The sequence below is a fragment of the Paraconexibacter sp. genome (assembly GCF_059438195.1).
Window position 1 is genome coordinate 1 of sequence record NZ_JBLKKY010000003.1, and the last position, 24270, is coordinate 24270.

Below are 24270 nucleotides of genomic sequence, written 5' to 3' on the forward strand. Positions count from 1 at the left end.
GGCCGACAACCACCCGTCCAACGGCTGAACAACCTGCTCGGGACTTACACCTAGCTGTCGCGACCGCTCAGGCGGTGGCTCCCTCGCGCTCGCCGGCCTCGCCGGCCGCCGGCGTGGCGCCCACGCGGGTCCGTAGGTAGCCGGCGATCGCCTCGAAGAGCCGGCCGGCGTTCGGGACGACCCCGGCGAGGTCGAGGGCGGCGTGCACCATGCCGTCGGCACGGACGACCTCGACGTCGACCCCGGCGGCGGACATCGCGCGACCGTAGTCCTCGGCCTCGTCGCGCATGGGATCGCACTCGGCCGTGATGACGAGCGCCGGGGGCAGACCCTCGAGGGTCGCCGCGCGCGACGGCGCCGCCGCGTCGGCGGGCGCTCCCGACAGGTACGCGGCCCACATGCCCTCGGCGGCCTTCACGCTGAGCAGCGGGCCCGCGGCGAACTCCTCGCGCGAGGCCGTCGAGGCCTCCGGGTCGATCGGCGGGTAGACGAGGATCTGCCCGGCGAGCGCCGGGCCGCCCTCGTCCCGCGCGCGCTGCGCGGTGATCGCCGCGAGGTTGCCGCCCGCGCTCTCGCCCGCGACGACGATCCGCTCAGGGTCGCCGCCGCGCTCGGCGATCGTCTCGGCGACCCAGCGCACCGCGGCGAGGCAGTCGTCGGGCGCCGCCGGGAAGGGGTCCTCGGGCGCGAGCCGGTAGCTCGGCGCGACGACGATCGCCCCCGACTCCGCGGCGATCCGTCGACACGGTCCGTCGGCGACCTCGATCGAGCCGCCGACCCAGCCGCCGGGGTGCAGGAAGACGACGACGGGGAACGGGCCCTCTCCGGCCGGGACGAAGAGGCGCGCGGGACGATCCCCGGACGGGCCGGGGTACGTCGCGTCGACGACCTCGGCGACCTCCGCCTTCGGCCCCTGGAGCGCCGTGAAGCCCTCCAAGGTCTCGCGGATCTCCTCGACCGACTGCTCCTCGAGGGGCTTCGCGCCCTGCATGAGCATCGCTCCGATGACGAGCAGGACCGCCGGGTCGAGCTTCACCATCGGCGGGACGTCGCTCCCCCGCCCGTCGACGAGGAAGCCGCCGTAGCCGGTGCGCTCGACGTCGTCGCAGATCGCGCGGTAGAGCGGCGCGCCACCGGGGAAGAAGAGGATCTGCCGGGCCTTCCCCGGGATGTTGGCGCCCATGTACCACGAGTTCGCGAGCGGGAGGAGCGTCTGGTCGGCGACGCCGTTGACGAGGTCGTTCCAGACGACCTGCGACTCCGGCGAGGGCTCGATCGTCGACGCGCCCTCCTCGAGGACGTGGGCGATCATCCGCGAGGCGAGCTCGACGTGGTCCTCGATCGCGAGCGGGTTGTTGTACAGGCCGACCGCGCTCTGCGGGCCGGTGATCGTGAAGAGGTTCGGGAAGTCGTGGACGCCGATCCCGAGATAGGTCCGGGGTCCCTCGGCGAACGCGTCCTCGAGCCGGCGGCCGCCCCGCCCGACGTACCCGAGCTGCAGGAGGGCGCCCGTGAAGGCGTCGAACCCGGTCGCGAGGACGATGACGTCGAGCTCGTACTCGGCCTCGGAGGTGCGCAGCCCGGTCGGGGTGATCTCCTCGATCGGGGCGGAGCGGACGTCGACGAGGTCGACGTCGTCGCGGTTGAACGTCTCGTAGTAGTCCGTCTCGAACGCCGCGCGCTTCGTCGCGTACGGATGGTCCGTCGGGCACAGGAGGTCAGCGACCGCGGGATCCTCCACGCGCTCGCGGATCTTCTCGTGGATGAACTCCACCGCGGTGTCGTTGGCCTCCTTGTTGAAGAGGAGATCGCCGTAGGTGGAGAGGACGAGACGGAAGCCGCCCGCGTTCCAGAAGTGCTCGTAGCGCTCCCTGCGCTCCTCGGGGCTGTCGGCGAGCGCCGAGGGCTTCGACGGCTCGTAGACGGCGCCGAGGTACTGGGAGCGCGCCTCCCGGCGCAGCTCGGGGTAGCGGGCGATGACCTCCTCGACCTCGCGCGGGTCCGCCGGCCGGTTGTGGAGCGGCGCCGCGTAGTTCGGGGTGCGCTGGAAGACCGTGAGGTGCTCCGCCTCCTCGGCGACCATGGGGATGACCTGGATGCCGGTCGAGCCGGTGCCGATGACGCCGACGCGCTTGCCGGTGAGGTCGACGCCCTCGTGGGGCCAGTCGTACGTGCGGTAGATCTCGCCGCGGAAGCTCTCGAGGCCGTCGAACTCGGGCGTCTTCGCCTGCGAGACGTTCCCGGCGCAGGACATGACGAAGCGGGCCGTCGTCGTCGCGCCGTCGTCGGTCCCGACCGTCCAGAGCTCCCCGTCGTCGTCCCAGACGACCGAGGTGACGCGCGTCTCGAACCGGTAGCTGCGCCGCAGGTCGAAGCGGTCGGCGACGTGCTCGAGGTAGGCGAGGATCTCCGGCTGGGCGGCGAAGCGCTCCGACCAGCGCCACTCGCGCTGGAGGTCCTCGTCGAAGCTGTAGGAGTAGTGGATCGACTCGATGTCGCACCGCGCGCCCGGATAGCGGTTCCAGTACCAGGTCCCGCCGGGGCCGCTGGCGGCGTCGAACGCCTGCACGGTGAGGCCGAGCTCGTTCCGGAGCCTGTGGACCCCGTACAGCCCTGCGAACCCTGCGCCGATGACGACGGCGTCGACGTCGGTCGTCCTGCCCTGCGACATGGTGGATCCTCTCTCTCTCGCTCCCGACCGAGCATCTCCCACGCTCGACACCGCGTCAAGTGCGATTGCGACCGTCGTCGCATTCCGCGTGACGAGACGCATCGATCGCGGCGGGACCTCGCCGGCCCTGTACCGTCGCACCCGTGGCGCACGAAGGCTCGACGCCGGGGGTGACCGAGCTCAGATCGAGGGCGGAGCCTCCTCCGCGGCGGGGCATCGCGCGGCTCGCGTGGCGGATGCGTGATTTCGGCGCGCGCCGGCGGACGCCGATCACGATCGTCGGCTCTCTCGCGACGGCGGCCGTCCTCGTCGCGCTCCTCGCCGATCGGAAGGAGGAGTTCACCGAGGCGCTCGACCGGGCCGAGGTGCTCGTCCTCCTCGCGGCGGCGCTCCTCCAGGTCGTCGCGCTCGTCTCGCGCAGCGAGGCGTGGCACCTGACGATCGAGGCCGCGGGAGGGACCGTCTCGCGCCGCATCCTCTACCGGGCGTCGAGCATGCAGGTCCTCGGAGGGGTGCTCAACGGCCACCTCGGCGTCGCCGTCCGGATCGCAGCGCTCCGCCGGTCGTCACCCGAGGTGAGCCCCCAGGTGCCGACGCTCATCGCCGCGGAGTTCCCGATCCTCGCGGTGGAGGCGGCACTCGCGGCCGCCGCGTCGTTCACGCTCGTCGGCCCGCTCGGCCTGCCGTGGTGGCTGCCGGTCGTCGCGATCGTCGTCATCGCGGTCCTCAGCGCCGGCCTGCGGCACCTCGCCGCGAGGACGACCCGCGAGCTGTGGAGCGGCCTCACGGTCCTGCGCAGCCTGCGCGGAGGCGGTCGCGTCTTCGCGTTCGTCCTCGTGGCCGTCTTCGCCCAGATCTTCCGCAACTGGATGCTGCTGCACGCGGTCGGCGTCGACGCGTCGTTCTTCGACGCGATCGCGGTCCTCATCGCGCTCGTGACGCTGAGCCAGCTGCCGATCGGCCCGAGCGTCGGGGCGGCCGCGGCGGTGCTCATCCTCGGCAGCGAGGGGGTCGCGGCGGCGGCGGCCGCGGGCGTCCTCCTCACCGTGACCGGCACGGTCGGCGGCCTCGGCTTCGCGGCGTGGGCGGGCGCCGACCACCTCTGGGCGGCGATGCGACGTGCGGCCCACCTCCGTGAGGCGCAGGGCCGTCCACCGGACGCGTGAGCAGGGTCCGTCGGGCTCAGTCCCCCGCCCACGAGGCGGCGGGATCACTGCACGGGAAGGTCTCGTCGAGCGCCTCGTCGAGCTTTTCGTCGTCGTGTCGGCGACGTGCGAGAAGGACGCGGGGCGCGTCGTCGGGACGGCCCGTCGGCTCGCGCGTCGTCGAGTCTGTCCCGACCGGCTCCGAGGGGGTGACGCCGTTCATGGGACGACGGTACGCCGCCGGCGGGCGGCCGCCATCCGGGAAAGGCACGGACCGTCGAGCGAGGCTCTGCGCCCGGATCGGCCGGCCCAGTCGTCGGGCCGGGCCTCGGGCCCGACCCGAGGCCGCCCCGGCCTCCTTTTCGCAGGACCTCAACTGCGACTACACTCGCGCCGGGGGGCCGCACTTCGAGCAGAGGAGCACCTCATGCGCAGCAGGTCCAGCAGGGCCCTCGCGGCCGTCCCGATCATCGCGGGAGCGGCCGTCCTGGGGCTCGCGGCCCCGGCCGGCGCCGCCCACGTCTCGTGCGGAGACGTCATCACGCAGGACACGAAGCTCGACTCCGATCTCGTCGGCTGCAGCGGCGACGCGCTCGTCATCGCCGCCGACGGCGTCACCCTCCACCTCGGCGGCCACACGATCTCCGGGGGGGCGGGCGCCCAGGCGGGCGTGCGTGCCGCCGGACGCGACGACGTCGAGATCCGGGACGGGACGATCCGCGGCTTCACGCAGGGCGTCGTCCTCGACGAGACGACCGACTCGAAGGTGAGCCGGCTGACGCTCGAGGACAACGTCCGCGGGATCGAGCTCGCCGGGGCCGACGGGAACATGGTCGACCGCAACACGATCACCGGGAGCGCGCTCGACGCGATTCGGCTCGGCCTCTCGGCCGGCAACGTCGTCACGCGCAACGAGGTCGAGGGGAACGTCTTCTCGATCTCCGTCACGAGCGGCTCGACGGACAATCGGATCAACCGCAACGAGGTGACCGGCAACCGCGAGGGGATCGCGCTCTTCGGCGGCGGGGCGGACAACCTCGTCGACCGCAACGTCTCGAGCGGCAACGTCGTCGACGGCATCCGCGTCGAGGCGGACGTCTCCGGCACGCAGCTCGTCCGCAACGAGACGCACGACAACGGCGACGACGGCATCGACGTCAACGCGTCGAGCGGCGTGCTCACGCGCAACGTCGCGACCGGCAACGGCGACCTCGGGTTCGAGATCGCGCCGGGCGTCACCGACGGCGGCGGCAACGAGGCGAGCGGCAACGGCAACCTGGCGCAGTGCACGGGGATCAGCTGCTGAGCGGCTGAGAGCTGCGGCGGGGTGGTGACCGGGCCATGCGCCCGGTCACCACCGCCGACGGTCATCCGATCGGGTGGACCTGGATGTTGCCGCGGTCGACGTCGACGCCCGGGTCACCGCCGGTGCACGCGAACGGGCCGCTGCTCTCGCTCTGGGCCGCGAGGACGTACTCGTCACCGGGCGCGTTCGCCCCCTCGCCGTTGTCCTCGACGATGAGCCGGATGTACGTGCCGTCCTCGTCCGCCTGCCCCGCGAGCACGGCGCGGTGCCCGAACTGGACGAAGCAGTCGACATCGCCGCTCCAGTGCAGGCCGAACGTGTTCTCGACGAGGAACTCACCCTTCGCGCCGCCGTTCTTGTCGGGCATCGCCGCGAAGGCGATGTGGAGCTCGCCGCCCGGGGACTCGTTGACGAAGTCGCCCGTCGCCTTCGGACCCGGCGCCGCCCACGCGACCGCGCTGGCGACGAGCAGGGCGGCGACGCCGGTTGCTGCGATGAGACCCTTCATGTGACCCCTCCTGGGGAGAGCCGGAGGCGCGACTCGGCTGGACCGGTGTCCCGGCGGCCCGGCCGCCCCTCCGTGGGCGCCCCCGCATCCCGCCACGACCGGACCTCGTGCCGGGTGACACTACCGCGACGGGAGTCGCTCGCGCGAACCCGGCGTTCACGCCGCGACCGGAGGCGCCGGCGGCCCGTCCGGGACCGGCCGCGGCGCCGGCGCCGCGGGTCGGGACGCCGCGGACGGCGGCCACGTGTAGTCCGTCCGCTCGGTCGGCGTCACGCGCCGCGCCCGGAAGCCTCCGCGGAGGCGGTCGAGCCGCACGGCGAGGTCGAGCCGGACCTCCTCGACGGCCTCGCGGGCGAGGGTGCGACGGTCCGCGCCGGGAGTCGCCGCAGCCCGTGCGAGCGCGCGGGCGCCGACGGCGAGATCGAGGACGCGCTCCGGGACGCGCGTGCGGTTGAAGGCGTCGCTGAGCGCGGGGTCCATCGAGCCGGCGAAGCCGCGCAGCGCCGCCACGACGAGCGGCGAGCTCGCGACGGGCCGCGACTCGCGGTTGCCCCAGTGGTAGGTCGAGAGGCACTCGCGGTCGCGCCGGCGTTCCGCCGCGGCCAGCGCGCGGTCGAGGGCGACGGGATCGTCGAGATGGGGAGCGGCCGCCTCGCCGAGGAGCCGGGCGAAGCGGACGGCGTCGCGGATGCCCTGCGCGATGACCGGGTCCTTGAAGTGGCCGGCGTCGCCGGTGAGCGCCCAGCCGGGCCCGCTCGAGACGCGGAAGTACGCGGGGACGTCCCCCGTGCTGCGGATCTTCGAGAGGTTCGTCGCCCCCTCGATGCGCCTGGCGAGCGTCGGGTTGCGCGCGACCTGGCGGGCCCACTCCCCCTCCGGGTCGGAGCGGAACGCGGAGACCTGCTCGGCCGGACCCATGAAGAGGACGAGCATGCGGTCGCCGGGACAGGGAAACACCATGCCGTGGGTGTCGTCGGCGCGGAACTGCGTCATGACGTTGCGCCAGTCCGTTCCCGCCGCGGGGTCGTCCATGTAGCGGAAGACGAGGCCGCGACCGTTGCGCGAGCCCCGGTACGGGCGATCGGCGCCGACCATCCCCGCGACGCTCGAGCGGCGGCCGTCGGCGCCGATGACGAGCTTCGCGCGCAGCTCGCGCTCCTCGCCGTCGGCGTCCGTGTAGCGCACGCCGGCCGCGCGCCCGCGGTCCCACACGATCGACGTGACGCCGCAGCGCTCGCGGACGTCGACCCCGTGATCGCGCGCCGTCTCGACCATCGCGAGATCGAGCTCGGGACGCGGGACGCACAGCCCGTAGCGGATGCCGTCCACCGGCCTGAAGCGCTCGCGCACCTCGACGTCGCCGTCGACCGTGAGGAGGATCTCGCGGCACTCCGGCGGGTCGTGGGCGAGCACGCGGTCGAGTGCGCCGACGCGCGCGATCTCCGCGACGCCGGACGGGAAGAGGAGGTGCGTCGAGAGGGTGTCCGACGGGAAGCGCGCGCGGTCGAGCGTGATGACCGAGCGGCCGCCGCGGGCGAGCGCGACGGCGGCCGCGCAGCCCGCGACCCGGGAGCCGACGACGACGACGTCGACGTTCTCGCGCGTGTGGGGATCGGGGTGGGACACGACGGGACCTCGCTCTCGGTTGGACGGTCCGCACCGTCCCAGATGGCGAGCTATTTGTAAAGACATTCAGTAATGAATCTGATTGCAAGTCACTCGCTCGGGGGACGACGGAACCCCCTGCGGGGTCACGGTCGCTTCGCGTGCACGGCTCGCGCCCGGGCCGGATCGGCCGGCCGGAGTGGGGCTCTCAGGTCAGGACGCCTGGCTGCCTCGTGGCGGGACCGGGCGGCGCCGCGCGGCGCGTGGCGGTCTCGCGGACCTCTCCCCACGCGGCCGCGATGCGCTCCGCCCCCTTCACGAGCACGGGCTCCGGCGCGCTCACGCAGAGGCGCACCGCCTCGGTGGGCGGGCCGCCGGGCCGGAACGGCCGGCCGGGCGTGAGGAGCACGCCGTGCCGCGCGGCCGCCGCCGCGAGGACGTCGCCGTCGACCCCCGGCGTCTCGGCCCACAGCGACCACCCTCCGTCCGGCGCCGAGACGCGCCACTCGGGGATGCGGCGGACGAGCTCCGCCCGCATGAGCGTCATGCGCCGCCGCGCGCGGTCACGCCGGTCGCCGCGCAGGCGGTCGAGCTCGCGCAGCACCTGGAGCGCGGCGAGCTGGGCCATCGCGCTCGCGCCGAGGTCGCGGGCGCCCTTGAGCCGGGCGAGCCTGCCGACGATCTCGCGCGGCCCGCACACCCAGCCGACGCGAAGGCCTCCCCAGGCGACCTTGCTCACCGATCCGATCCGCAGGACGATCGACGGCGCTGCCGCGCGCAGCGTCGGGAGCGCCCCGGCGTAGCGGACGTCGTCGAGTGTCCCGTCCTCGACGACGAGCGCGCCGTGCTCCGCGGCGATCGAGAGCAGCTCGCGCCGGCGGTCGGCGGCGATCGACCGGCCGAGCGGGTTGCTGCAGGTCGGCATGAGGTAGACGAGGCCGACGACCGAGCGCGAGAGGAGCCGACGCAGCTCGTCGGGGCGCATCCCGGCGGGATCGGCGGGCACCGCGCACGGCACGGCGCCGACGCGCTCGAGCAGCTCGAGGACCCCGGGGTAGGTGAGCTCGTCGACGGCGACCGGCTGACCGCGCGCGGCGAGCAGCTCGCACACGAGCGAGATCGCCTCGTGGGCGCCGTTCGTCACGAGGATCTCGTCCGGGGTCGCGGGCGTCCCCTCGTCGCACAGGCGCCGCGCGATCTCCTCCCGCAGCGCCGGGACCCCCTGGGGGGCGTAGCCGTGCCGGGGGACGAGACCCTCGGCGTCGGCCACGGACACGGAGATGTCGCCGATCGCCTCGTCGAGCTCGGGCGAGGCGAGCGTGAGATCGACGCCGTCGGCGGGCGGGCGCAGCAGCGTCTGGAGCTGCGGCATCTGGGCCTCGGTCGCGCGCCGGCGGCCGACGGCCCGCACGACGGTGCCCGAGCGCTCGCGCGAGACGACGAGGCCGGTCCGGCGCAGGGCGTCGTAGGCGCGCACGACGGTGCTGCGGCTCACGCCGAGCTCCTCCGCGAGGCGCCGCTCGGACGGCAGCCGCGCGCCGTCGAGCGCGCCCTGCTCGATGACCGCCGTCATCGCCGCGGCGAGGCGCTCGAACTGCGGTCCGTCGCCGTCGCGCCACGCCCCGAGCTGCGCGGCGAGTCGGGCGGGGTGCGGCATGCGATGAGCCTACGCCTCCACCGGCGGTCCAGTCGGCGACGGCTGGACCGCTCACGCCGGGGCGAGAGGCCAGCGCGGCGGCATTGGCCCTCGTCGTCGCGGGTCGGCGCCGCCACCGTGGAGCCATGTCCCGCCCGCGTCCCGCCGCCGCCATCACGATCCGCCGTGCGCGTCCGGAGGACGGGCAGGCGGTGGCGCGCCTCGCCGCGCTCGACAGCCGCCGCGCCCCGGCCGGCGACCTCCTCCTCGCCGAGGTGGACGGCGAGGTCGTCGCGGCCGTCGCCGTCGACCCGCCACACGCGCACGTCGCCGATCCGTTCCGCCCGACGGCCGCCGAGGTCGCGCTGCTGCGCGCGCGGGCGCTCCAGCTGCAGCGGTCGGCGGTCGCCGCGCAGCCGTCGCGATGCGCCGCGTTCAGGGAGACCGTGCGACGTCGAGCCCGCATCGCGGGCACGACGTCGCACGGCCCCAGGGATGGAAGGCCGTGATCAGATTCGCGAGGTCGACGGGGCCCGAAGGCGCCTTCGAGTTCAACAGCTGCAACGGCAACATGGTCGGCGCGATCACCGCAGGCGCCGGCGGCGACACGAAGCGGCCGTTCACGACGAACGCGACAGGTGTCGCGACCGGCCTCAACGCCGACCGCCTCGACGGCCTCCACGCCTCGGAGATCGTGAGCACGGCGCGGGCGAAGGCCGGGCTCGCGGCCGCGACCGCCGACGACGCGAACACGCTCGACGGCGTCGACTCGTCGGCGTTCGCGAGGAAGAACGACATCATGTGGGCGTTCGTCTCCGCCGCGGGCGCGCTGATCCGCAGCTCCGGCGACGTGACGTCGAGCCGCATCTCGATCGGGAACTACGTCGTCGTGTTCCCGCGCGACATCTCGACGTGCTCGTACACGGCGACGAGCGCCGCGCCGGACAACGTCGGGGTCGATCCCCAGCAGACCGGCGTGAACGAGAACACCGGGACGACGGACACCGTCGTCGTCCGCACCGAGGACGACGCCGGCGTGGACGTCGCGACGAGTTCATGGTCCAGGTCCTCTGCTGAGGCGCATCGGGTGACGCGGCGCCCGAGGGCGCCGCGTCACGCCGTCCTACGGCAGCCGCCAGTCCACCGGCTCGCCGCCTTGCGCGACGAGCAGCTCGTTCGCGCGGCTGAAGGGCCGTGAGCCGAAGAAGCCGTTGTGCGCCGAGAGCGGGCTCGGGTGGGCCGACTCGATGCACGGCACCTCGCCGAGGAGCGGCCGCAGGTTGCGTGCGTTGCGCCCCCACAGGATCGCGACGAGCGGGCCTCCGCGCCCGGCGAGCGCGCGGATCGCCGCCTCGGTCACCGCCTCCCACCCGCGACCCTGGTGGCTGTTGGGCTTGCCGGGCTGCACGGTGAGAGAGCGGTTCAGGAGGAGGACGCCCTGCTCGGTCCACGGGCTGAGGTCGCCGCACGACGGCATCGGGTGCCCGAGGTCCTCGCAGTACTCGCGGAAGATGTTCACGAGGCTCTTGGGGAGCGGGCGGACCTCGGGGGCGACGCTGAAGCACAGGCCGACCGCGTGGCCGGGGGTCGGGTACGGGTCCTGCCCGACGATGAGGACGCGCGCCTCGGCGAGGGGCTGCGTGAAGGCGCGGAGGATGTGATCGCCCTTCGGCAGGTAGCCGCGGCCGGCGGCGACCTCCTCGCGGAGGAAGCGACCCATCTCGGTGATCGCGCCCTCGACGCCGGTGAGCGCCTGCGCCCATCCGGGGTCGACGATCTCGTGCAGGGGACGTGCGGCCATCGGGCGTGATTATGCGAGGCGCATGGGACGATCCGCGCGTGACCGACCCCCTGCGCGCCCAGGCCGAGGCCGCCTTCGGCGCTCCCGAGCGGCCCGGGAGGACGGACCGGCCGCCTTCACGACGGGGCTTCGCCGTCGGAGCGGCTCTCATCGCGCTCGCGATCGCCGCCGCGATCGCCTGGTTCGTCGTCGGGCTCCTCGGGATGGCGGACGCGGTCGACGAGCTCGACCGGGTCCCGATCCCCGGGAGCGGGACGGTCCAGCTCGACGAGGGCCGCGCCGCCGCGTACTACGAGACGGATCTCGGCGAGGACGTGCCCATCCCGCCGCTCGAGATCCGCGTCGACGCGCCGCGGGACGCGCCGCAGGTGGAGGTCGGCCCGCATTCCGGCGAGGTCTCCTACTCGTTCGGCGGGCACTCCGGGCAGTCCGTCGCCGGGCTCGACGTCCCACGGGACGGCGCGTACCGGGTGACGGTCGCGGCGCCCGCGGGTGCGGCCCCGGACGCCGAGCTCGCGGTCGGCGAAGGCGTGGGCGGCAAGGTCGTGACGGCCGTCGTCGGCGCGATCCTCATCGTCCTCGTCGGCGGCATCGCGGGCACGATCGTCCTCGTGCGGACCGCGTCTCGGCTCTCTCGGGCGCGCCGCGCCGGGCGATAGCGTCCGGGTGATGTCGCCCTCCCTCGCCGACCGCCTGCGCCCGCCGGGCGTGTGGCTGTTCCTCGACCGCCTCACGTCCGCCGAGGCGACGGACGCCGCCCGCCGCGTCGAGCGGCTCGGCTACTCGGCCCTCTGGCACCCCGAGACGGTCGGCCGCGACCCCCTCGTCCTCCTCGCGCACCTCGCCGATGCGACGTCCACGCTCGTCCTCGCGACGGGGATCGCGAACGTCCATCACCGCCACCCCGGCGCGATGAAGCAGGCGCAGATGACGCTGGCCGAGCAGTCCGGCGGCCGGTTCATCGGCGGGATCGGCGTCTCGCACGCGCCGCTCGTCGAGGGCCTCCGCGGGCTGACGTACGGGAAGCCCGTCGCGACGATGCGGACCTACCTCGACGGGATGGAGGCCTCGCCGTACGACGGTCCCTCTCCCGACGAGCCGCCGCCGGTGGTGCTCGCCGCGCTCGGCCCGAAGATGCTCGAGCTCGCCCGCGAGCGGAGCGCCGGAGCGCATCCGTACTTCACGACGCCGGAGCACACCCGCCGGGCGCGCGAGATCCTCGGTCCCGACAAGCTCCTCTGCGTCGAGCAGAAGGTGATCCTCTCGACGGACGAAGGCGCGGCGCGGAAGGCCGCCGAAGCCCAGGTGGCCCGCTACGGCGCCCTCCCCAACTACCGCAACAGCTGGAAGCGCCTCGGCTACACCGAGGACCAGATCGCCGACGGCGACCCTGCGCTCGTCGACGACCTCGTCGCGTGGGGAGACGCCGATGCGCTCCGCTCACGCATCGACGCGCACTACGAGGCCGGGGCGACCCACGTCTGCATCCAGCCCGTGTCGGTCGAGGGTCGCCCGACGCCCGACCTCGAGGTCCTCGACGCGCTCGCGCCGGCCGGCTAGCGCCCCCGATCTTCAGCGGCGCACGACGAAGGTGCGACGAAGGGTCTCGGTCGCGGTGCGGCCCTCCGGCCCCGAGGTCGCGCGCACGGTCACCTTCAGCCGCAGCGTGTTGCGGTCCGTGCGCTCGAGGCGCCGGGCGAGGCGCCGGACGTCGCGCTCGCGGAGCGCGAGGCGGACGGTCCGCGGGCGCCCGGTGAACCGCACGTCCTCGCGGCCGCGCAGCCGGACGGTGGGGCCACCCCCGCGCGGCGTGAGCGTCGCCGTCACGCGGAAGCGGCACGTGCGGTCGCAGTCGACGCGGACCGGCGCTCCCCGGCGCGCGAGGACCTTCGACTCGCGCGTGAGCTCGACCGCCATCTGCGGTGCGAGCGGCGGTGAGGGGCGCAGCGGCGCGAGCGAGGCCGGCGGACGGTCGGTCGGCGTCGGCGCGCACGGCCACGTGACGGGGTCGCGCGGCACGAAGCGCTGGACCCGGTGGTTCTCGCGGTCGCTCACCGCGATCGCGCCGTTGCACGCGACCGCGACGCCCGAGGGCCGGTAGAGCTCACCGGGGGCGGTGCCCGACCGTCCCCAGGCGAACGCGAACGATCCGTCGGGAGCGAAGACGACGACGCGGTCGTTCTTCGTGTCGGCGACGACGACGCGGCCCGCCCCGTCGACCGCGGCGGCGCGCGGCCGCCGCAGCTCGCCGGGCCCGTCCCCCGTCGAGCCGAACGTGCGGACGACCTCGCCGGCGGGCGTGAACTCGACGATGCGGTCGTTGAACGTGTCCACGACGTAGACCTGGCCGGCGGGCCCGAGCTCGACGGCCCCCGGCCGGTGGAGCGGCGGCCCGTCCGGAACCGCCGGCCCGAGGACGGCGACGGGCGTCCCGTCCGGGCGCACGCGCTGGATGCGGTTGTTGCGCGTGTCGGCGACGTAGAGGAGCCCCTCCGCGTCGACGACGACGTCCTCGGGCCCGGCGAACCGGCCCGGCGCGACGCCGAACCGCCCGACCGTCCCGAGGACGCCGCCGTCGTCGCCCCGCCGCACGAGGCGCCCGTTGCCGGTGTCGGCGATCCAGACGTTGCCGGCGAGGGTCGAGGCGACGCCGTCGGCGAGGTCGAGTCGTCGCTCGCCGCGTCCGACGCGACCGAAGGCCGTCACCGCCCGGCCGCCGGGTTCGAGGATCTGCACCCGGCTGTTCATCGAGTCGGCGACGGCGAAGCCGCCGTCGGGCAGCGCCGCGATCCCGGTCGGCCGGATGAACTGCCCGAGGCCGCGGCCGTCCGCCCCGACGCTGCGCTCGAAGCCGCCTGTCGGCCCGAACACCGAGATGCGGCCGTTCGCCGAGTCGGCGACGTAGAGCCGGCCGTCCGGTCCCGCGGCGAGCGCGCGGACGTAGGCGAGCCGGCCGGGGGCACGCCCGAAGCCCGACCCGATCCAGCGCACGAAGCGCCCGCCGGACGTGAACTTGCTGATGCGGTGGTTGAGGTTGTCCGCCACGTACGCGGTCCCCGCCGGGTCGATCGCGACGTCGTAGGGGTGGTACAGCTCCCCGGGACCCGTGCCCTTCTCGCCGCCGATCTGGCGGAGGAAGCGACCGTCGGGCGCGAGCACGACGACCCGGTGGTTGCGGTTGTCCGCGACGTAGACGGCGCCGTCGGCGCGGACGGCGATGCCCTGCGGCGTGTCGAACTCGCCGGGCCCGTCGCCGCGGCCGCCGACGACGAGCGGATCCTTCCCGTCGAGGGTGAACCGCTGGACCCGGTGGTTGAGGGTGTCGACGACCCAGACGGCGTCGTCGCTCACGGCGATCCCGCCACCCGCGGGCTGGTCGACGAGACGACCGGAGCCGAAGCGGAACCGTCCCGGCTCCGTGCCCCGGCCGCCGAAGGTCGCGACGAGGCGGCCGTCGGGGTCGTAGCGCTTCACGCGTCGAGCGTGCGCATCGACGACGTAGACGTCGCCGTCCGGCCCGAGCGCGATGCCGCCGACGGCGCCGAGCTGGTCGTGGGCGCCGGAGAAGGCGCCGAAGGTGCCGAACTGCTGGACGAAGGCGCCGGCGGGGTCGAAGCGCTGGACGGCGCGCGTGTACTGGTCGGCGACGACGAGCCCGCCGTCCTGGGCGACGGCGACCGCCTGCGGCAGCCGGAGCACGCCGCCGTCGCGCTGGCCCGTCACCGAGACCGACTCGTACGGACAGGGATCGGCACCCGGGCAGGGTGCCTCGGCCCCGGGGAGGAGCAGGGGCCCGAGTGCGGCGGCGACCGCGGTCGCGCGGCGAGCGAGCCGTCTCCCCAGCAGCATCGTCGGCACGATGCCGAACCGCGACGAGCGGCGCGCCGGTTCGGACGCCGCCGATCTCGACCCCGGTCGCCGCCCACCTCGGCCCAGGAGCAGCGGGACGACGAGGTGTGACGGGTGAACCTCGCAATCCGAGGCTCACCCGTCACACCTCCCCGCGAGAACCCGTCAGTCCAGGCTTCCCGGAGGCAGGACGTACCGCCGCGGTGGCGCGGTGCCCGGGCCGTCCTCGCGACGGTGGAGGCCACCGCCTCGGCTCGCGACCGCGACAGCAGCCTCGGCCTCGCCCCCGTGAGCGAGGATCCATCTGACGATCGCCGCGGAGTCGGCGCCCGCGGCGACGATGGCGGCGCGCTCGACCACCAGTCCGCCGTGGCGGTCGGGGCGGCCGAGGCGGGTGACCAGCCCGCGGATGGCGGCGTCGTCCGTCCCCTCGGTCTCCTCGGGCGGAGTGGGCGGGACGTCTTCGCTCTCGTGGCGCATGACGGTGACCTCCCGAGCGGGTCGACCGCTCGCTGTCTCGGATCGGCGTGACCGTCGCCTGGCGGCGGTCACCATCCGGGTCACGTTACTCCTCGCCGGCCCGGCCGGACCGCAGCCCGGCCGGCGGGGGACGCCGCCGCTCAGGCCGCGTGCATGCCGCGCAGCGCGAGCTCGGCGAGGCGGTGGGCGGCCTGCGGCCCGATGCCGGCGAGGTCGCGGAGCGCGCAGAAGACGATGCGGAGGTCCTCGTGCGTCGCGTCGTCGCGCAGCGTGCCTGCGTCGCGAGCACGGTCGACGAGCGCCGCGAGAGCCGCCGTCGCCTCCTCGCGCGCGGCTCGGACCTCCTCGGAGGCCCCGGCGGCCGCGTCCCACGCGGTCTGCGACAGCGCGTCGTCGATGCAGTCGTCGACGGTCGCGTGGGTCGCCGTGACGAGCGCCTCCCACGGATCGGGCGCCGACAGCGCGGACCGGAAGCGCTCGCGGAGGATCTCCGCGCGGGTGGTGACGAGCGCCGCGATGACGTCGTCCTTCGAGCCGACCTGCCGGTAGATGCTCCCGACCCCCACGCCGAGCGCCTCGGCGAGGACCGGCATGGCGACGTCCGTCCCCTCGCGGGCGAAGAGCTCGTCGGCGACCGCGAGCGTGCGCTGGCGCTTCTCCTCGGCGGAGAGCGAGGCCCACGGCTCCGGTGGCGGCGGAATGGCCATTCCGCTAGCCTAGCCGACCATGCCCCCGCTTTGCTCCCGCACCGTCACCCACGGCCGCAACATGGCCGGCGCCAGGGCGCTCCTGCGCGCCGCCGGCGTCGAGCGCGAGGACTTCGGGAAGCCGATCGTCGCGGTCGCGAACTCCTACACGCAGTTCGTCCCCGGGCACACGCACCTCAAGCCTGTGGGGGAGATCGTCTCCGACGCGATCAAGGAGGCCGGCGGCGTCCCGCGCGAGTTCAACACCATCGCCGTCGACGACGGGATCGCGATGGGCCACGGCGGCATGCTCTACTCGCTGCCCTCGCGCGACCTCATCGCCGACAGCGTCGAGTACATGGTGAACGCGCACTGCGCCGATGCGCTCATCTGCATCTCGAACTGCGACAAGATCACGCCCGGGATGCTCAACGCGGCGCTGCGGCTGAACATCCCGACGGTCTTCGTGAGCGGCGGGCCGATGGAGGGCGGGACCGCGGTCCTCGTCGACGGCACCGTGCGCAAGCGGGTCAACCTCATCTCGGCGATCGCGGACGCCGTCGCCGACGAGGTCTCCGACGAGGACATCGCGCGCATCGAGGAAGCCGCCTGCCCGACGTGCGGCTCGTGCTCCGGGATGTTCACGGCGAACTCGATGAACTGCCTCACCGAGGCGCTCGGCCTCGCGCTCCCGGGCAACGGCTCGATCCTCGCGACGCACACCGCGCGCAAGGAGCTCTACGAGGCGGCGGGGCGCTGCGTCGTCGACATCGCCCACCGCCACTACGACGAGGAGGACGAGTCGGTCCTCCCCCGCGCGGTCGCGTCGCGCAAGGCCTTCGAGAACGCGATGGCGCTCGACGTCGCGATGGGCGGCTCGACGAACACCGTCCTCCACGTCCTCGCCGCGGCCCAGGAGGCCGAGCTCGACTTCACGATGTCCGACATCGACGAGATCTCGCGCCGCGTCCCCTGCCTCACGAAGGTCGCCCCCAACGGCACCTACCTCATGGAGGACGTCCACCGCGCGGGCGGCATCCCCGCGATCCTCGGCGAGCTGCGCCGCGGCGGGCTCCTCCACGAGGACGTCACGACGGTCCACGCCCGGACGATGGACGAGTGGCTCGACGCCTGGGACATCCGCAGCGGCAAGGCCTCCGACGAGGCGCTCGAGGTCTTCCACGCCGCCCCCGGCTGCCGGCGCTCGGCGTCCGCCTTCTCGCAGTCCGAGCGCTGGGAGTCGCTCGACACCGACGCCGAGGACGGCTGCATCCACGACGTCGCGCACGCCCACTCGAAGGACGGCGGCCTCGCGATCCTCCACGGCAACCTCGCCGTCCGCGGCTGCGTCGTGAAGACCGCGGGGGTCGACGAGTCCATCCTCACCTTCCGCGGGCCGGCCGTCGTCGTCGAGTCCCAGGAGGACGCCGTCGACCTCATCCTCTCCGGCGGCGTGAAGGAGGGCGACGTCGTCGTCATCCGCTACGAGGGCCCGCGCGGCGGACCCGGCATGCAGGAGATGCTCTACCCGACCTCCTACCTCAAGGGCAAGGGGCTCGGGAAGGCGTGCGCGCTCATCACCGACGGGCGCTTCTCCGGCGGGACGTCGGGTCTCTCGATCGGCCACGTCTCCCCCGAGGCGGCGGCGGGCGGCGCGATCGCGCTCGTCGAGAACGGCGACGAGATCTCGATCGACATCCCGAGCCGCGCGATCACCCTCGAGGTGAGCGAGGAGGTCCTCGCCGAGCGCCGCGAGCGTCTCGAGTCGGGTGCCGGCTACGTCCCGGCGGCACGCGACCGGGTCGTCTCCCCCGCGCTGCGCGCGTACGCCGCGATGGCGACCTCCGCCGACACGGGGGCGGTCCGCGACGTCAACGCGGTCGAGCGCGCGGTCGCCGCGGCGGCGCAGGCGCAGCCGTCGCTCCACGGGTCGTAGAGCGGCACGCCGGGCCCGCCGGGCCCGGCGGGTTGCTCACACGCCGAACGTCGCGCGCGCCTCCTCGACGAGGCCGAGCTCGCCGACGGCCCAGACGGCGACGGCGGCGATGACGAGCCCGCCCGCCGTCGCGGTCACCGAGGAGCGCGGATGGCTCTTCGCGTGTGCCCACGCCTCGCGCGCCTTCGCGCGAACGAGCTCGAAGAAGCGCTCCGCCCAGCGGAACTCCGTCGACCAGATCCACACGCCGAGGAGCATGGGCGGGATCGTGAGCGGACCGGGAAGCACGGCGAGCGCCAGGCCGAGCGCGACGAAGGCGAGGCCGAGCGCGAAGACCCCGAGGCGATAGGGAAGCCGCGTGGCGGGGTTCTCACGCAGGCGGCGCCGCGCGCTGCGCGGCGGGGCCGCGACGGGAGCGCCGAGGCCATCTTGCGGTCGATCTCGCTGCACGGGGGACATGGGTTCCTCATACCCGGCGCGCGACCCCGGGCGCGCCATCCGCGCGCATCGAGCGCCGACGGGCCGGGCACCGTCGTCTCATGAGCTTCTCCGACCGCGACGAGAGCATGGAAGCGCCGGGCGACGAGGCACCGCCGGGCGCCCCGGACACGGGCGAGGACGTCTGCCCGCGCTGCGAGGGCGAGGGCGCCGTCGGCGGCCAGGACTGCGCCTTCTGCGGCGGCACCGGCCGGATCATCACGGGCATCGGCGGCGGCTGAGCGACGGCTCGCGAGGCGCCGCCGCCGGGCGCGGCGCGGGCGGCCTAGCCGGCGTACGTCGCGACGAGCCCGCTCCCGTCGCGCGCGAGCGCGTAGCGGTGCATCGGCCCGCTGAAGATCGCGGGCTCGTCCGCGGCGTCGGCGGCCGCCGTCGCCGGGTCGGGCATGTCGACGCACGCTGCCTGGAGGTAGAGCGCCGGCAGCGGCTGCTCCGACCCGTCGTAGGGGCCGCCCTCCCACCGCACGTCGACGTATCCCTCCTCGGCCATTGGACCAGGGTAGCCGCCGGACGCGGCGGGGTCACCGGGACTCTCGCCCGGGACCCTGCCGCATCACGTGCGGGATGCCGCTACCGAGCCGACTGGATCGCCGCGACGCACTCCCCCTGGTTCGCGTAGCCGCCGGCCGTGTAGCCGCCGTCCTTGCACGCGTCCTTGTGCGGGTCGAAGTCGTACGTCGTCGAGTCGCCCGGCCGTGTCACCACGACGTTGTCGAGGTAGCCCGCGAGGCCCGCGTCGCTGCTCGACGTGTCACCCACGTTGAGCGAGAAGAAGTGGACCGTCGACCCGGCGGGCATGCCCGCGAGCGTCGCCGGACACGTCGCCCCGCCTCGAGAGCGGACGTTCGTCGGCGTGTCCGTCGCCGCGAAGGTCGCCGTCGTGAACGCGGTCGTCGACCCCGTCGACGGCACGTCGTCGAAGCGGCAGTCGTAGAAGGTCTCCGAGCCCGGGAGCCGGGTGTAGACGTTGAGGTAGAACTGGCCCGCGTCGCTCGCGTCGCCGCTGCCGGCGATGAGGAAGTCGTACGAGATCGACGAGAGGTCCGAGACGAGTCCGCCGGAGAACTGCTCGGCGACGAACTTGTCGGCGGGCTGCGAGCCGTCGATCGGCTCGACGTAGAGGCTGCCGCCCCCGATGCTCCGCTCGGCGAGCGAGAACTGGTAGGGCGACGAGGTGCTCGCGTCGCGGTTGAAGAGCCAGTCGCCGTCGCCGTCCTCCTGGACGACCACGACCCCGGGACCGGGGCCGGCGAGGGCGGGAGCGACGGCGAGTGCCGCGACCCCGAGGGTGGCGAGCGCGAGGGCTCGGATGGGACGACGCATGGCGTCTCCTCCTGTCCGGATGGGGAACCCGGCGAGACGGGCGCCCCGCCGTGGTCGCAGACTCGCAACGCGCGTCGCACCGCAGCATCGGTACGAACCCGCAGCGCGACGGTCTCCGAGGGGGAAGTTCCTCGCGTCCCGGGGTGATGTCTCTCGGTGTCCGTTGACGGCGGAGAATATCGGTGTCACGCTGAGTGACACGAATGTCGAGCCGCACGTACACCCAGACCGCGCGGGCCGCCGCGACCGAGCGCACGCGCCGCGCGATCGTCGACGCCGCGATCGCGCTCTTCCACGACGAGGGCCTCTTCGATCCGCCGCTCGAGCGCGTCGCCGAGCGGGCGGGGACGAGCGTCCGGACCGTCCTGCGCCACTTCGGCACGAAGGACGATCTCGTCGCGGCGAGCGTCCGCGAGGGCACGCAGCGCATCAGCGCGCAGCGGGCCGCGGCGCCCGGGGACGTGCGCGAGAGCGTGCGCCGGCTCGTCGACCACTACGAGGAGTGGGGCGACGCGACCCTCCGCCTCCTCGCGGAGGCGGAGCGCAACCCGGCGGCCCGCGAGGTCGCCGAGGCGGGCACCGCCCTCCATCTCGCCTGGGCCGAGGAGGCGTTCGCGCCGTTCCTCACCGGGCTCGCCCCCGAGGCGAGGAGGACGCGACTCGCCGTGCTCGCCTCGCTCACCGACCTGCAGACCTGGGCGCTGCTGCGGCGGCGCCACGACCTCGACCGGGGTGCCGCCGAGGCGGCGATCCGCGGTCTCGTCGACCACGCGAAGGAGACGCCATGAAGGTCCTCGCCTACACCTCGCCCGCGCGAGGCCACTTCCAGCCGATGATGGGCGTGCTCGCCGAGCTGCGCGAGCGCGGGGCCGAAGCCCACCTGCGGACGCTCTCGTCGTGCGTCGACGCCGCATCGGAAGCGGGCGTCCACGCGGCGCCGATCGACCCTCGCATCGAGGCCCTCACGCTCGACGACCATGCGGCCCGGTCGCAGCCCGCCGCGGTGAAGCGCTGCTTCGCGACGTGGGCCCGACGCGCGCCGCTCGAGGTCGAGGACATCCGCGCCGCGATCGCCGACGTCCGCCCCGACGTCGTCCTCGTCGACACGACGACCTTCGGCGCCCGCGCCGCCGCCGAGGCCGGCGAGCTCCCGTGGGTCGAGTCGCGGCCGTTCCTCTTCGACGAGCCTGCCCCGGGGGTCCCTCCGTTCGGTCTCGGCCTCGCGCCCCGCGACGATGTCGTCGGACGGGTCCGGGACGGCGTTCTCCGCCGGGTCGCGTCGCGGATGGCGGCGACCGCGAAGCTCCCGACGATCAACGCCGGCCGCGCTGCCGCCGGCCTTCCGCCGCTCCGCGCGGCCCACGAGGGCTCGTTCCGCGCCCCGCTCACGCTCTCCTTCACGTCGCCCCCGTTCGACGCGCCCCGGCCGCATCGCGACGACGTCATGCACGTCGGGCCGTGCTCGTGGGACCCGCAGGAGGCGGCCGAGCTCGAGGTCCCGCTCGACGGCGCGAGGCCGCTCGTCCTCGTCGCCTGCTCCTCGGAGTACCAGGACGACGCCGCGATCGCCGAGGCCGCCCTCGCCGGGCTGCCCGGCGAGGCCCAGGTCGTCGTCACCTCGGCGGGCGTCGACCCCGCGACCCTCACGCCGAGAGGCGATGCCGTCGTGCGGCGGTTCCTCCCCCACGGGCCGCTGCTCGACCGCGCGAGCGTCGTCGTCTGCCACGGCGGAATGGGCATCACGCAGCGGGCGCTCACCCGCGGCGTCCCGGTCGTCGTCGTCCCCTGGGCACGTGACCAGCTCGACGTCGCCGTGCGCGTCGAGGAGGCCTCCTGCGGCGTGCGGGTGCCGCGCAAGCGCCTCACGCCCGAGCGACTCGCCGACGCGGTGCGCCGCGCGAGCACCATGGCCGACGGGGCCGCCGCGGTGGCGGCGGGCTACGCGGCGGCGGGAGGCGCGCCGGCTGCCGCCGCCGCGATCGAGTCGCTCGCGGCGCGCCGCTCCGGCGCGGAGGCATCGCCTCGCTGACGAGCGCTCAGGCGGTCGTCGGCGCGTCGGTGGGGACGCCCGCGCAGCGCTCGTGGACGACCCGGACGATCGGGTCGTCGGGGTCGAGATCCTCGACGAGGGAGAGCGGCGATTCGAGACGGACGCGGCCGCCCGCGGTCGTCCAGACGGCGGGCTCCCACTTTCCGATCGGCTCCCGGCAGCTGCCGCAGGAGTGAGCGTTGACCTTCATGTCGGACACACACAGTGCGATGCGCGGTCCTCGCCGACCTCAGTAGAAGACCGCACACGACTGCGGCCGTTCCCCCGCAAGTTCGGCCGATATGAGACGCGGCTCACAGGAGACGCACGCGTGGGCACGGCGCGGTCCGGGCACGGTGCGATCGGATGCCCGCAGGCGACCGCACCGCCCTCGTCGTCGTCGACGTCCTCAACCACTACGAGCACGAGGACGCCGACGCGCTCGCCCGCTCGGCCCGGGAGACGCTGCCCGCGATGCGTCGGCTCGTCGCGGCGGCGCGCGAGGCCGGCACGCTCTGCGTCTACGTCAACGACCATCACGGCGACTGGGCCGCGACGCGGGAGACGATCCTGGACCGCGCCGGGCGCGGCGCCGCCCCGGACCTCGTCACGCCGCTCGCGCCCGCGCATGACGCGCCGTTCCTCGTCAAGGCGCGGCACTCCGCGTTCTACGCCACGCAGCTCGAGCACCTGCTGCGCGCGGAGGACGTGGGTCGCGTGATGCTCCTCGGACAGGTGACCGAGCAGTGCATCCTCTACTCGGCGCTCGACGCCTACGTCCGCGAGTTCGACGTCGTCGTCCCCCGGGGCGCGGTGGCGCACATCGCGCCCCATCTCGCCGACGCGGCGCTGGAGATGATGGCCTCGAACATGTCGGCGACGGTCGCCGATCACGACGAGGCGGCGCGCATCGCGGGCGGGGGCGGACGCACCTGAGCCTCGGACGGCCTCACGCGGCCAGGCCTCTCGAGATGCCCCGACGACGGGCCACGCCCACGCGCGCGCCCGCGCGGGCATCGCGGAGGTGACAGCGCGCGGAACGCGTGCCAAGATCGCCCTGATGCCAGATCCTGGCGTGCAGGGGATGTCACGCCGACGCCTTCTCCAGGCGGGAGCGGCGGCCGCGCTCCTCCCCGGCGGCGCCTTCGGCCCGGGCTCCGCCGCGGCGCGTCCCCGGCCGATCCCGGGTGGGATCGCCGCCGGACGGCGCCGCTACGAGAACTGGGCCGGGACGATCCGCGCCGACGGCCTGCTCACGGCGCGTCCCCGGACCCAGCGAGACGTCGTGCGCCTCGTGCGGTGGGCCGAGCAGAAGGGCTGGAGGGTGAGGCCGCGCGGCGCGATGCACGGGTGGTCGCCTCTCGTCGTCACGCCGGGCACGGGCCCTCGCGCGCGCACCCTGCTCGTCGACACCTCGCGTCTCTCGGCGATGAGCCTCGTCGCGCGCGACCCCGCCGCCGTCCGCGTCGAGGCGGGCGCGACGATGGAGCAGCTCCTCACCTTTCTCGCCGAACGGGGACTCGGGCTGCGATCGGTCCCGGCGACCGGCGAGCCGACCGTGGGCGGGGCGCTCGCGATCGGCGCCCACGGGGCGGCGCTCCCATCCGGCGAGAGCGAGGACGCGGGAGGCGCCTCGTACGGCTCGCTCAGCAACCTCGTCACCGAGATCACCGTCGTCGCCTGGGACGACGACGCAGGCCGCTACGGCCTGCGGACCTTCGGGCGCGCGCACGCGGCGACCGCCGCGCTGCTCGTCCATCTGGGCCGCGCGTTCGTCACCGAGGTCGTCCTGCGGGTCGCGCCCGCCGAGCGGCTGCGCTGCGAGAGCTTCGTCGACATCCCGGCGAGCGAGCTGCTGGCGCCGCCCGGCTCCGGCGGGCGGACGTTCGAGAGCTTCCTCGAGCGCAGCGGCCGGGTCGAGACGATCTGGTACCCGTTCACCGACGGGCAGTGGCTCAAGGTGTGGACCCCCGCCCCGCGGCGGCCGGCGCGGTCCCGGGCGGTGAGCGGCCCCTACAACTATCCGTTCTCCGACACGATCCCGCGTCCCGTCAGCCGGCTCACCGAGGAGATCGTCGGCGGCTCCCCCGCGTCGGGGCCGGCCTTCGGCGCGCTCATCTGGGAGGCGACCCGGGCCGGTCTCGCCGCGACCGACTCCGCCGACCTCTGGGGGGACGCGAAGGACCTCCAGCTCTACATCCGCGCCTCGACGCTGCGCGTCGACGAGCTCGGCTACGGGATCCTCACCCGCCGCGCCGACGTCCAGCGCGTCCTGTCGCTCGTCGCCGACGGGTACAGAGGGCTCGTCGAGGAGCACCGGACGCGGGGGAGCTACCCGATGAACGGCCCGGTCGAGCTGCGCTGCTCGGGTGTCGACGACCCCGGCGACTCGGGCGTCCGGCGGGCCCGCGCCGGCATCCTCAGCCCGTCCGCGCCCCGCCCCGACCGGCCCGGATGGGACACGATCGTCTGGATCAACCTGCTGTGGCTGCCGGGAACGGCCGGCGCGTTCGCCTTCTGCCGCGAGTTCGAGCGGCTGCTCCTGCGGACGTTCGACGACGACCGGGCGACGCTCCGGCCCGAGTGGTCGAAGCAGTGGGCGTTCACCGAGGGCGGCGGCTGCGCCGACCGCGAGATCCTCACGCGGACCCTCCCCCAGATCGTCGACCGCGGCCGCGCCGCGGGGGCGCGCTTCGACGACGCACGAGTGCGTCTGCGCGCGCTCGACCCGAGCGGCGTGCTCGCCAACCCGTTCCACGACGAGATCCTCTGACCGGGTCACGATCGTCGGCCACGG

At 74.5% G+C, this 24270-nt stretch carries 25 protein-coding genes; 12 read left to right on the top strand and 13 right to left on the bottom strand.

The window, feature by feature from the left end; genetic code table 11:
* Positions 1-67 precede the first annotated feature (67 nt).
* On the bottom strand, positions 68-2671 hold the full coding sequence (locus ACME2J_RS01470; protein WP_495543084.1) for a flavin-containing monooxygenase: 2604 nt from the start codon (positions 2669-2671) through the stop codon (positions 68-70).
* Positions 2672-2814: 143 nt separating this feature from the next.
* Between ACME2J_RS01470 and ACME2J_RS01475 the strand changes: the two genes are divergently transcribed.
* Positions 2815-3837, top strand: coding sequence for a lysylphosphatidylglycerol synthase domain-containing protein (locus ACME2J_RS01475; protein WP_495543085.1), 1023 nt, complete (start codon positions 2815-2817; stop codon positions 3835-3837).
* Positions 3838-3853: 16 nt separating this feature from the next.
* Here ACME2J_RS01475 and ACME2J_RS01480 read toward each other — a convergent pair whose 3' ends face one another.
* The gene (locus ACME2J_RS01480; RefSeq protein ID WP_495543086.1) at positions 3854-4039 is read right to left on the bottom strand and encodes a hypothetical protein; all 186 of its coding nucleotides are present in this window, start codon (positions 4037-4039) and stop codon (positions 3854-3856) included.
* Positions 4040-4243: 204 nt separating this feature from the next.
* Here ACME2J_RS01480 and ACME2J_RS01485 point away from each other — a divergent pair, with 204 nt between their 5' ends.
* Positions 4244-5122, top strand: a complete 879-nt coding sequence (locus tag ACME2J_RS01485; protein ID WP_495543087.1) for a right-handed parallel beta-helix repeat-containing protein — start codon at positions 4244-4246, stop codon at positions 5120-5122.
* Positions 5123-5183: 61 nt separating this feature from the next.
* On the opposite strand, the gene ACME2J_RS01490 is transcribed toward ACME2J_RS01485, so the two are convergent.
* The 3 genes from ACME2J_RS01490 to ACME2J_RS01500 form a co-directional block, all read right to left on the bottom strand.
* Positions 5184-5630, bottom strand: a complete 447-nt coding sequence (locus tag ACME2J_RS01490; protein WP_495543088.1) for a hypothetical protein — start codon at positions 5628-5630, stop codon at positions 5184-5186.
* Positions 5631-5786: 156 nt separating this feature from the next.
* The gene (locus ACME2J_RS01495) at positions 5787-7256 is read right to left on the bottom strand and encodes an NAD(P)/FAD-dependent oxidoreductase (protein WP_495543089.1); all 1470 of its coding nucleotides are present in this window, start codon (positions 7254-7256) and stop codon (positions 5787-5789) included.
* Between the two features lie 187 nt (positions 7257-7443).
* Positions 7444-8892 carry an aminotransferase-like domain-containing protein gene (locus ACME2J_RS01500; protein ID WP_495543090.1) on the bottom strand — a complete coding sequence of 483 codons (1449 nt, stop codon included), beginning with the start codon at positions 8890-8892 and terminating at the stop codon, positions 7444-7446.
* 125 nt (positions 8893-9017) lie between these two features.
* Here ACME2J_RS01500 and ACME2J_RS01505 point away from each other — a divergent pair, with 125 nt between their 5' ends.
* Both ACME2J_RS01505 and ACME2J_RS01510 read left to right on the top strand, forming a co-directional pair.
* Positions 9018-9380, top strand: a complete 363-nt coding sequence (locus ACME2J_RS01505; RefSeq protein ID WP_495543091.1) for a GNAT family N-acetyltransferase — start codon at positions 9018-9020, stop codon at positions 9378-9380.
* Positions 9377-10069: a hypothetical protein gene (locus ACME2J_RS01510; RefSeq protein WP_495543092.1), complete on the top strand. Its 693-nt coding sequence runs from the start codon at positions 9377-9379 to the stop codon at positions 10067-10069. The genes ACME2J_RS01505 and ACME2J_RS01510 overlap by 4 nt, the downstream gene beginning before the upstream one ends.
* On the opposite strand, the gene ACME2J_RS01515 is transcribed toward ACME2J_RS01510, so the two are convergent.
* A complete protein-coding gene (locus tag ACME2J_RS01515; RefSeq protein ID WP_495543093.1) occupies positions 9995-10672 on the bottom strand; it encodes a uracil-DNA glycosylase in 678 nt (225 codons plus the stop codon). The two genes, ACME2J_RS01510 and ACME2J_RS01515, sit on opposite strands and share 75 nt — an antisense overlap.
* A 38-nt stretch (positions 10673-10710) precedes the next feature.
* On the opposite strand from ACME2J_RS01515, the gene ACME2J_RS01520 reads away from it, so the two are divergent.
* Complete coding sequence (locus ACME2J_RS01520; protein WP_495543094.1) at positions 10711-11331, top strand: hypothetical protein; 621 nt, start codon at positions 10711-10713, stop codon at positions 11329-11331.
* A 10-nt stretch (positions 11332-11341) separates the two neighbouring features.
* The gene (locus ACME2J_RS01525) at positions 11342-12232 is read left to right on the top strand and encodes a TIGR03620 family F420-dependent LLM class oxidoreductase (RefSeq protein ID WP_495543095.1); all 891 of its coding nucleotides are present in this window, start codon (positions 11342-11344) and stop codon (positions 12230-12232) included.
* Between the two features lie 12 nt (positions 12233-12244).
* On the opposite strand, the gene ACME2J_RS01530 is transcribed toward ACME2J_RS01525, so the two are convergent.
* The 3 genes from ACME2J_RS01530 to ACME2J_RS01540 all read right to left on the bottom strand — a co-directional run bounded on the left by ACME2J_RS01530 (position 12245) and on the right by ACME2J_RS01540 (position 15708).
* Positions 12245-14521, bottom strand: a complete 2277-nt coding sequence (locus tag ACME2J_RS01530; RefSeq protein WP_495543096.1) for an NHL repeat-containing protein — start codon at positions 14519-14521, stop codon at positions 12245-12247.
* Between the two features lie 165 nt (positions 14522-14686).
* Complete coding sequence (locus ACME2J_RS01535) at positions 14687-15001, bottom strand: hypothetical protein (RefSeq protein ID WP_495543097.1); 315 nt, start codon at positions 14999-15001, stop codon at positions 14687-14689.
* A gap of 140 nt (positions 15002-15141) precedes the next feature.
* The gene (locus tag ACME2J_RS01540) at positions 15142-15708 is read right to left on the bottom strand and encodes a TetR/AcrR family transcriptional regulator (RefSeq protein ID WP_495543098.1); all 567 of its coding nucleotides are present in this window, start codon (positions 15706-15708) and stop codon (positions 15142-15144) included.
* A gap of 19 nt (positions 15709-15727) precedes the next feature.
* On the opposite strand from ACME2J_RS01540, the gene ilvD reads away from it, so the two are divergent.
* Entirely contained in the window at positions 15728-17623 is a 1896-nt protein-coding gene (gene ilvD / locus ACME2J_RS01545; RefSeq protein WP_495543099.1) for a dihydroxy-acid dehydratase, read from the top strand.
* 36 nt (positions 17624-17659) lie between these two features.
* Here ilvD and ACME2J_RS01550 read toward each other — a convergent pair whose 3' ends face one another.
* Positions 17660-18082 (bottom strand): PGPGW domain-containing protein, encoded by a 423-nt coding sequence (locus tag ACME2J_RS01550; protein WP_495543100.1) that lies wholly within the window; start codon positions 18080-18082, stop codon positions 17660-17662.
* 80 nt (positions 18083-18162) lie between these two features.
* On the opposite strand from ACME2J_RS01550, the gene ACME2J_RS01555 reads away from it, so the two are divergent.
* Positions 18163-18342: a hypothetical protein gene (locus tag ACME2J_RS01555; RefSeq protein ID WP_495543101.1), complete on the top strand. Its 180-nt coding sequence runs from the start codon at positions 18163-18165 to the stop codon at positions 18340-18342.
* Positions 18343-18386: 44 nt separating this feature from the next.
* On the opposite strand, the gene ACME2J_RS01560 is transcribed toward ACME2J_RS01555, so the two are convergent.
* Together ACME2J_RS01560 and ACME2J_RS01565 are read right to left on the bottom strand one after the other, a co-directional pair.
* Complete coding sequence (locus ACME2J_RS01560) at positions 18387-18611, bottom strand: hypothetical protein (RefSeq protein WP_495543102.1); 225 nt, start codon at positions 18609-18611, stop codon at positions 18387-18389.
* 80 nt (positions 18612-18691) lie between these two features.
* Positions 18692-19444 carry a hypothetical protein gene (locus tag ACME2J_RS01565; protein WP_495543103.1) on the bottom strand — a complete coding sequence of 251 codons (753 nt, stop codon included), beginning with the start codon at positions 19442-19444 and terminating at the stop codon, positions 18692-18694.
* Between the two features lie 203 nt (positions 19445-19647).
* On the opposite strand from ACME2J_RS01565, the gene ACME2J_RS01570 reads away from it, so the two are divergent.
* Together ACME2J_RS01570 and ACME2J_RS01575 are read left to right on the top strand one after the other, a co-directional pair.
* Entirely contained in the window at positions 19648-20232 is a 585-nt protein-coding gene (locus tag ACME2J_RS01570; RefSeq protein WP_495543104.1) for a TetR/AcrR family transcriptional regulator, read from the top strand.
* Positions 20229-21473 carry a glycosyltransferase gene (locus tag ACME2J_RS01575; protein WP_495543105.1) on the top strand — a complete coding sequence of 415 codons (1245 nt, stop codon included), beginning with the start codon at positions 20229-20231 and terminating at the stop codon, positions 21471-21473. The genes ACME2J_RS01570 and ACME2J_RS01575 overlap by 4 nt, the downstream gene beginning before the upstream one ends.
* 7 nt (positions 21474-21480) lie before the next feature.
* On the opposite strand, the gene ACME2J_RS01580 is transcribed toward ACME2J_RS01575, so the two are convergent.
* Positions 21481-21684 (bottom strand): hypothetical protein, encoded by a 204-nt coding sequence (locus tag ACME2J_RS01580; protein WP_495543106.1) that lies wholly within the window; start codon positions 21682-21684, stop codon positions 21481-21483.
* Positions 21685-21839: 155 nt separating this feature from the next.
* On the opposite strand from ACME2J_RS01580, the gene ACME2J_RS01585 reads away from it, so the two are divergent.
* Both ACME2J_RS01585 and ACME2J_RS01590 read left to right on the top strand, forming a co-directional pair.
* Positions 21840-22409, top strand: a complete 570-nt coding sequence (locus ACME2J_RS01585; protein WP_495543107.1) for a cysteine hydrolase family protein — start codon at positions 21840-21842, stop codon at positions 22407-22409.
* Between the two features lie 148 nt (positions 22410-22557).
* Positions 22558-24246: a cholesterol oxidase substrate-binding domain-containing protein gene (locus ACME2J_RS01590; RefSeq protein ID WP_495543108.1), complete on the top strand. Its 1689-nt coding sequence runs from the start codon at positions 22558-22560 to the stop codon at positions 24244-24246.
* The last annotated feature ends 24 nt before the right edge of the window (positions 24247-24270 follow it).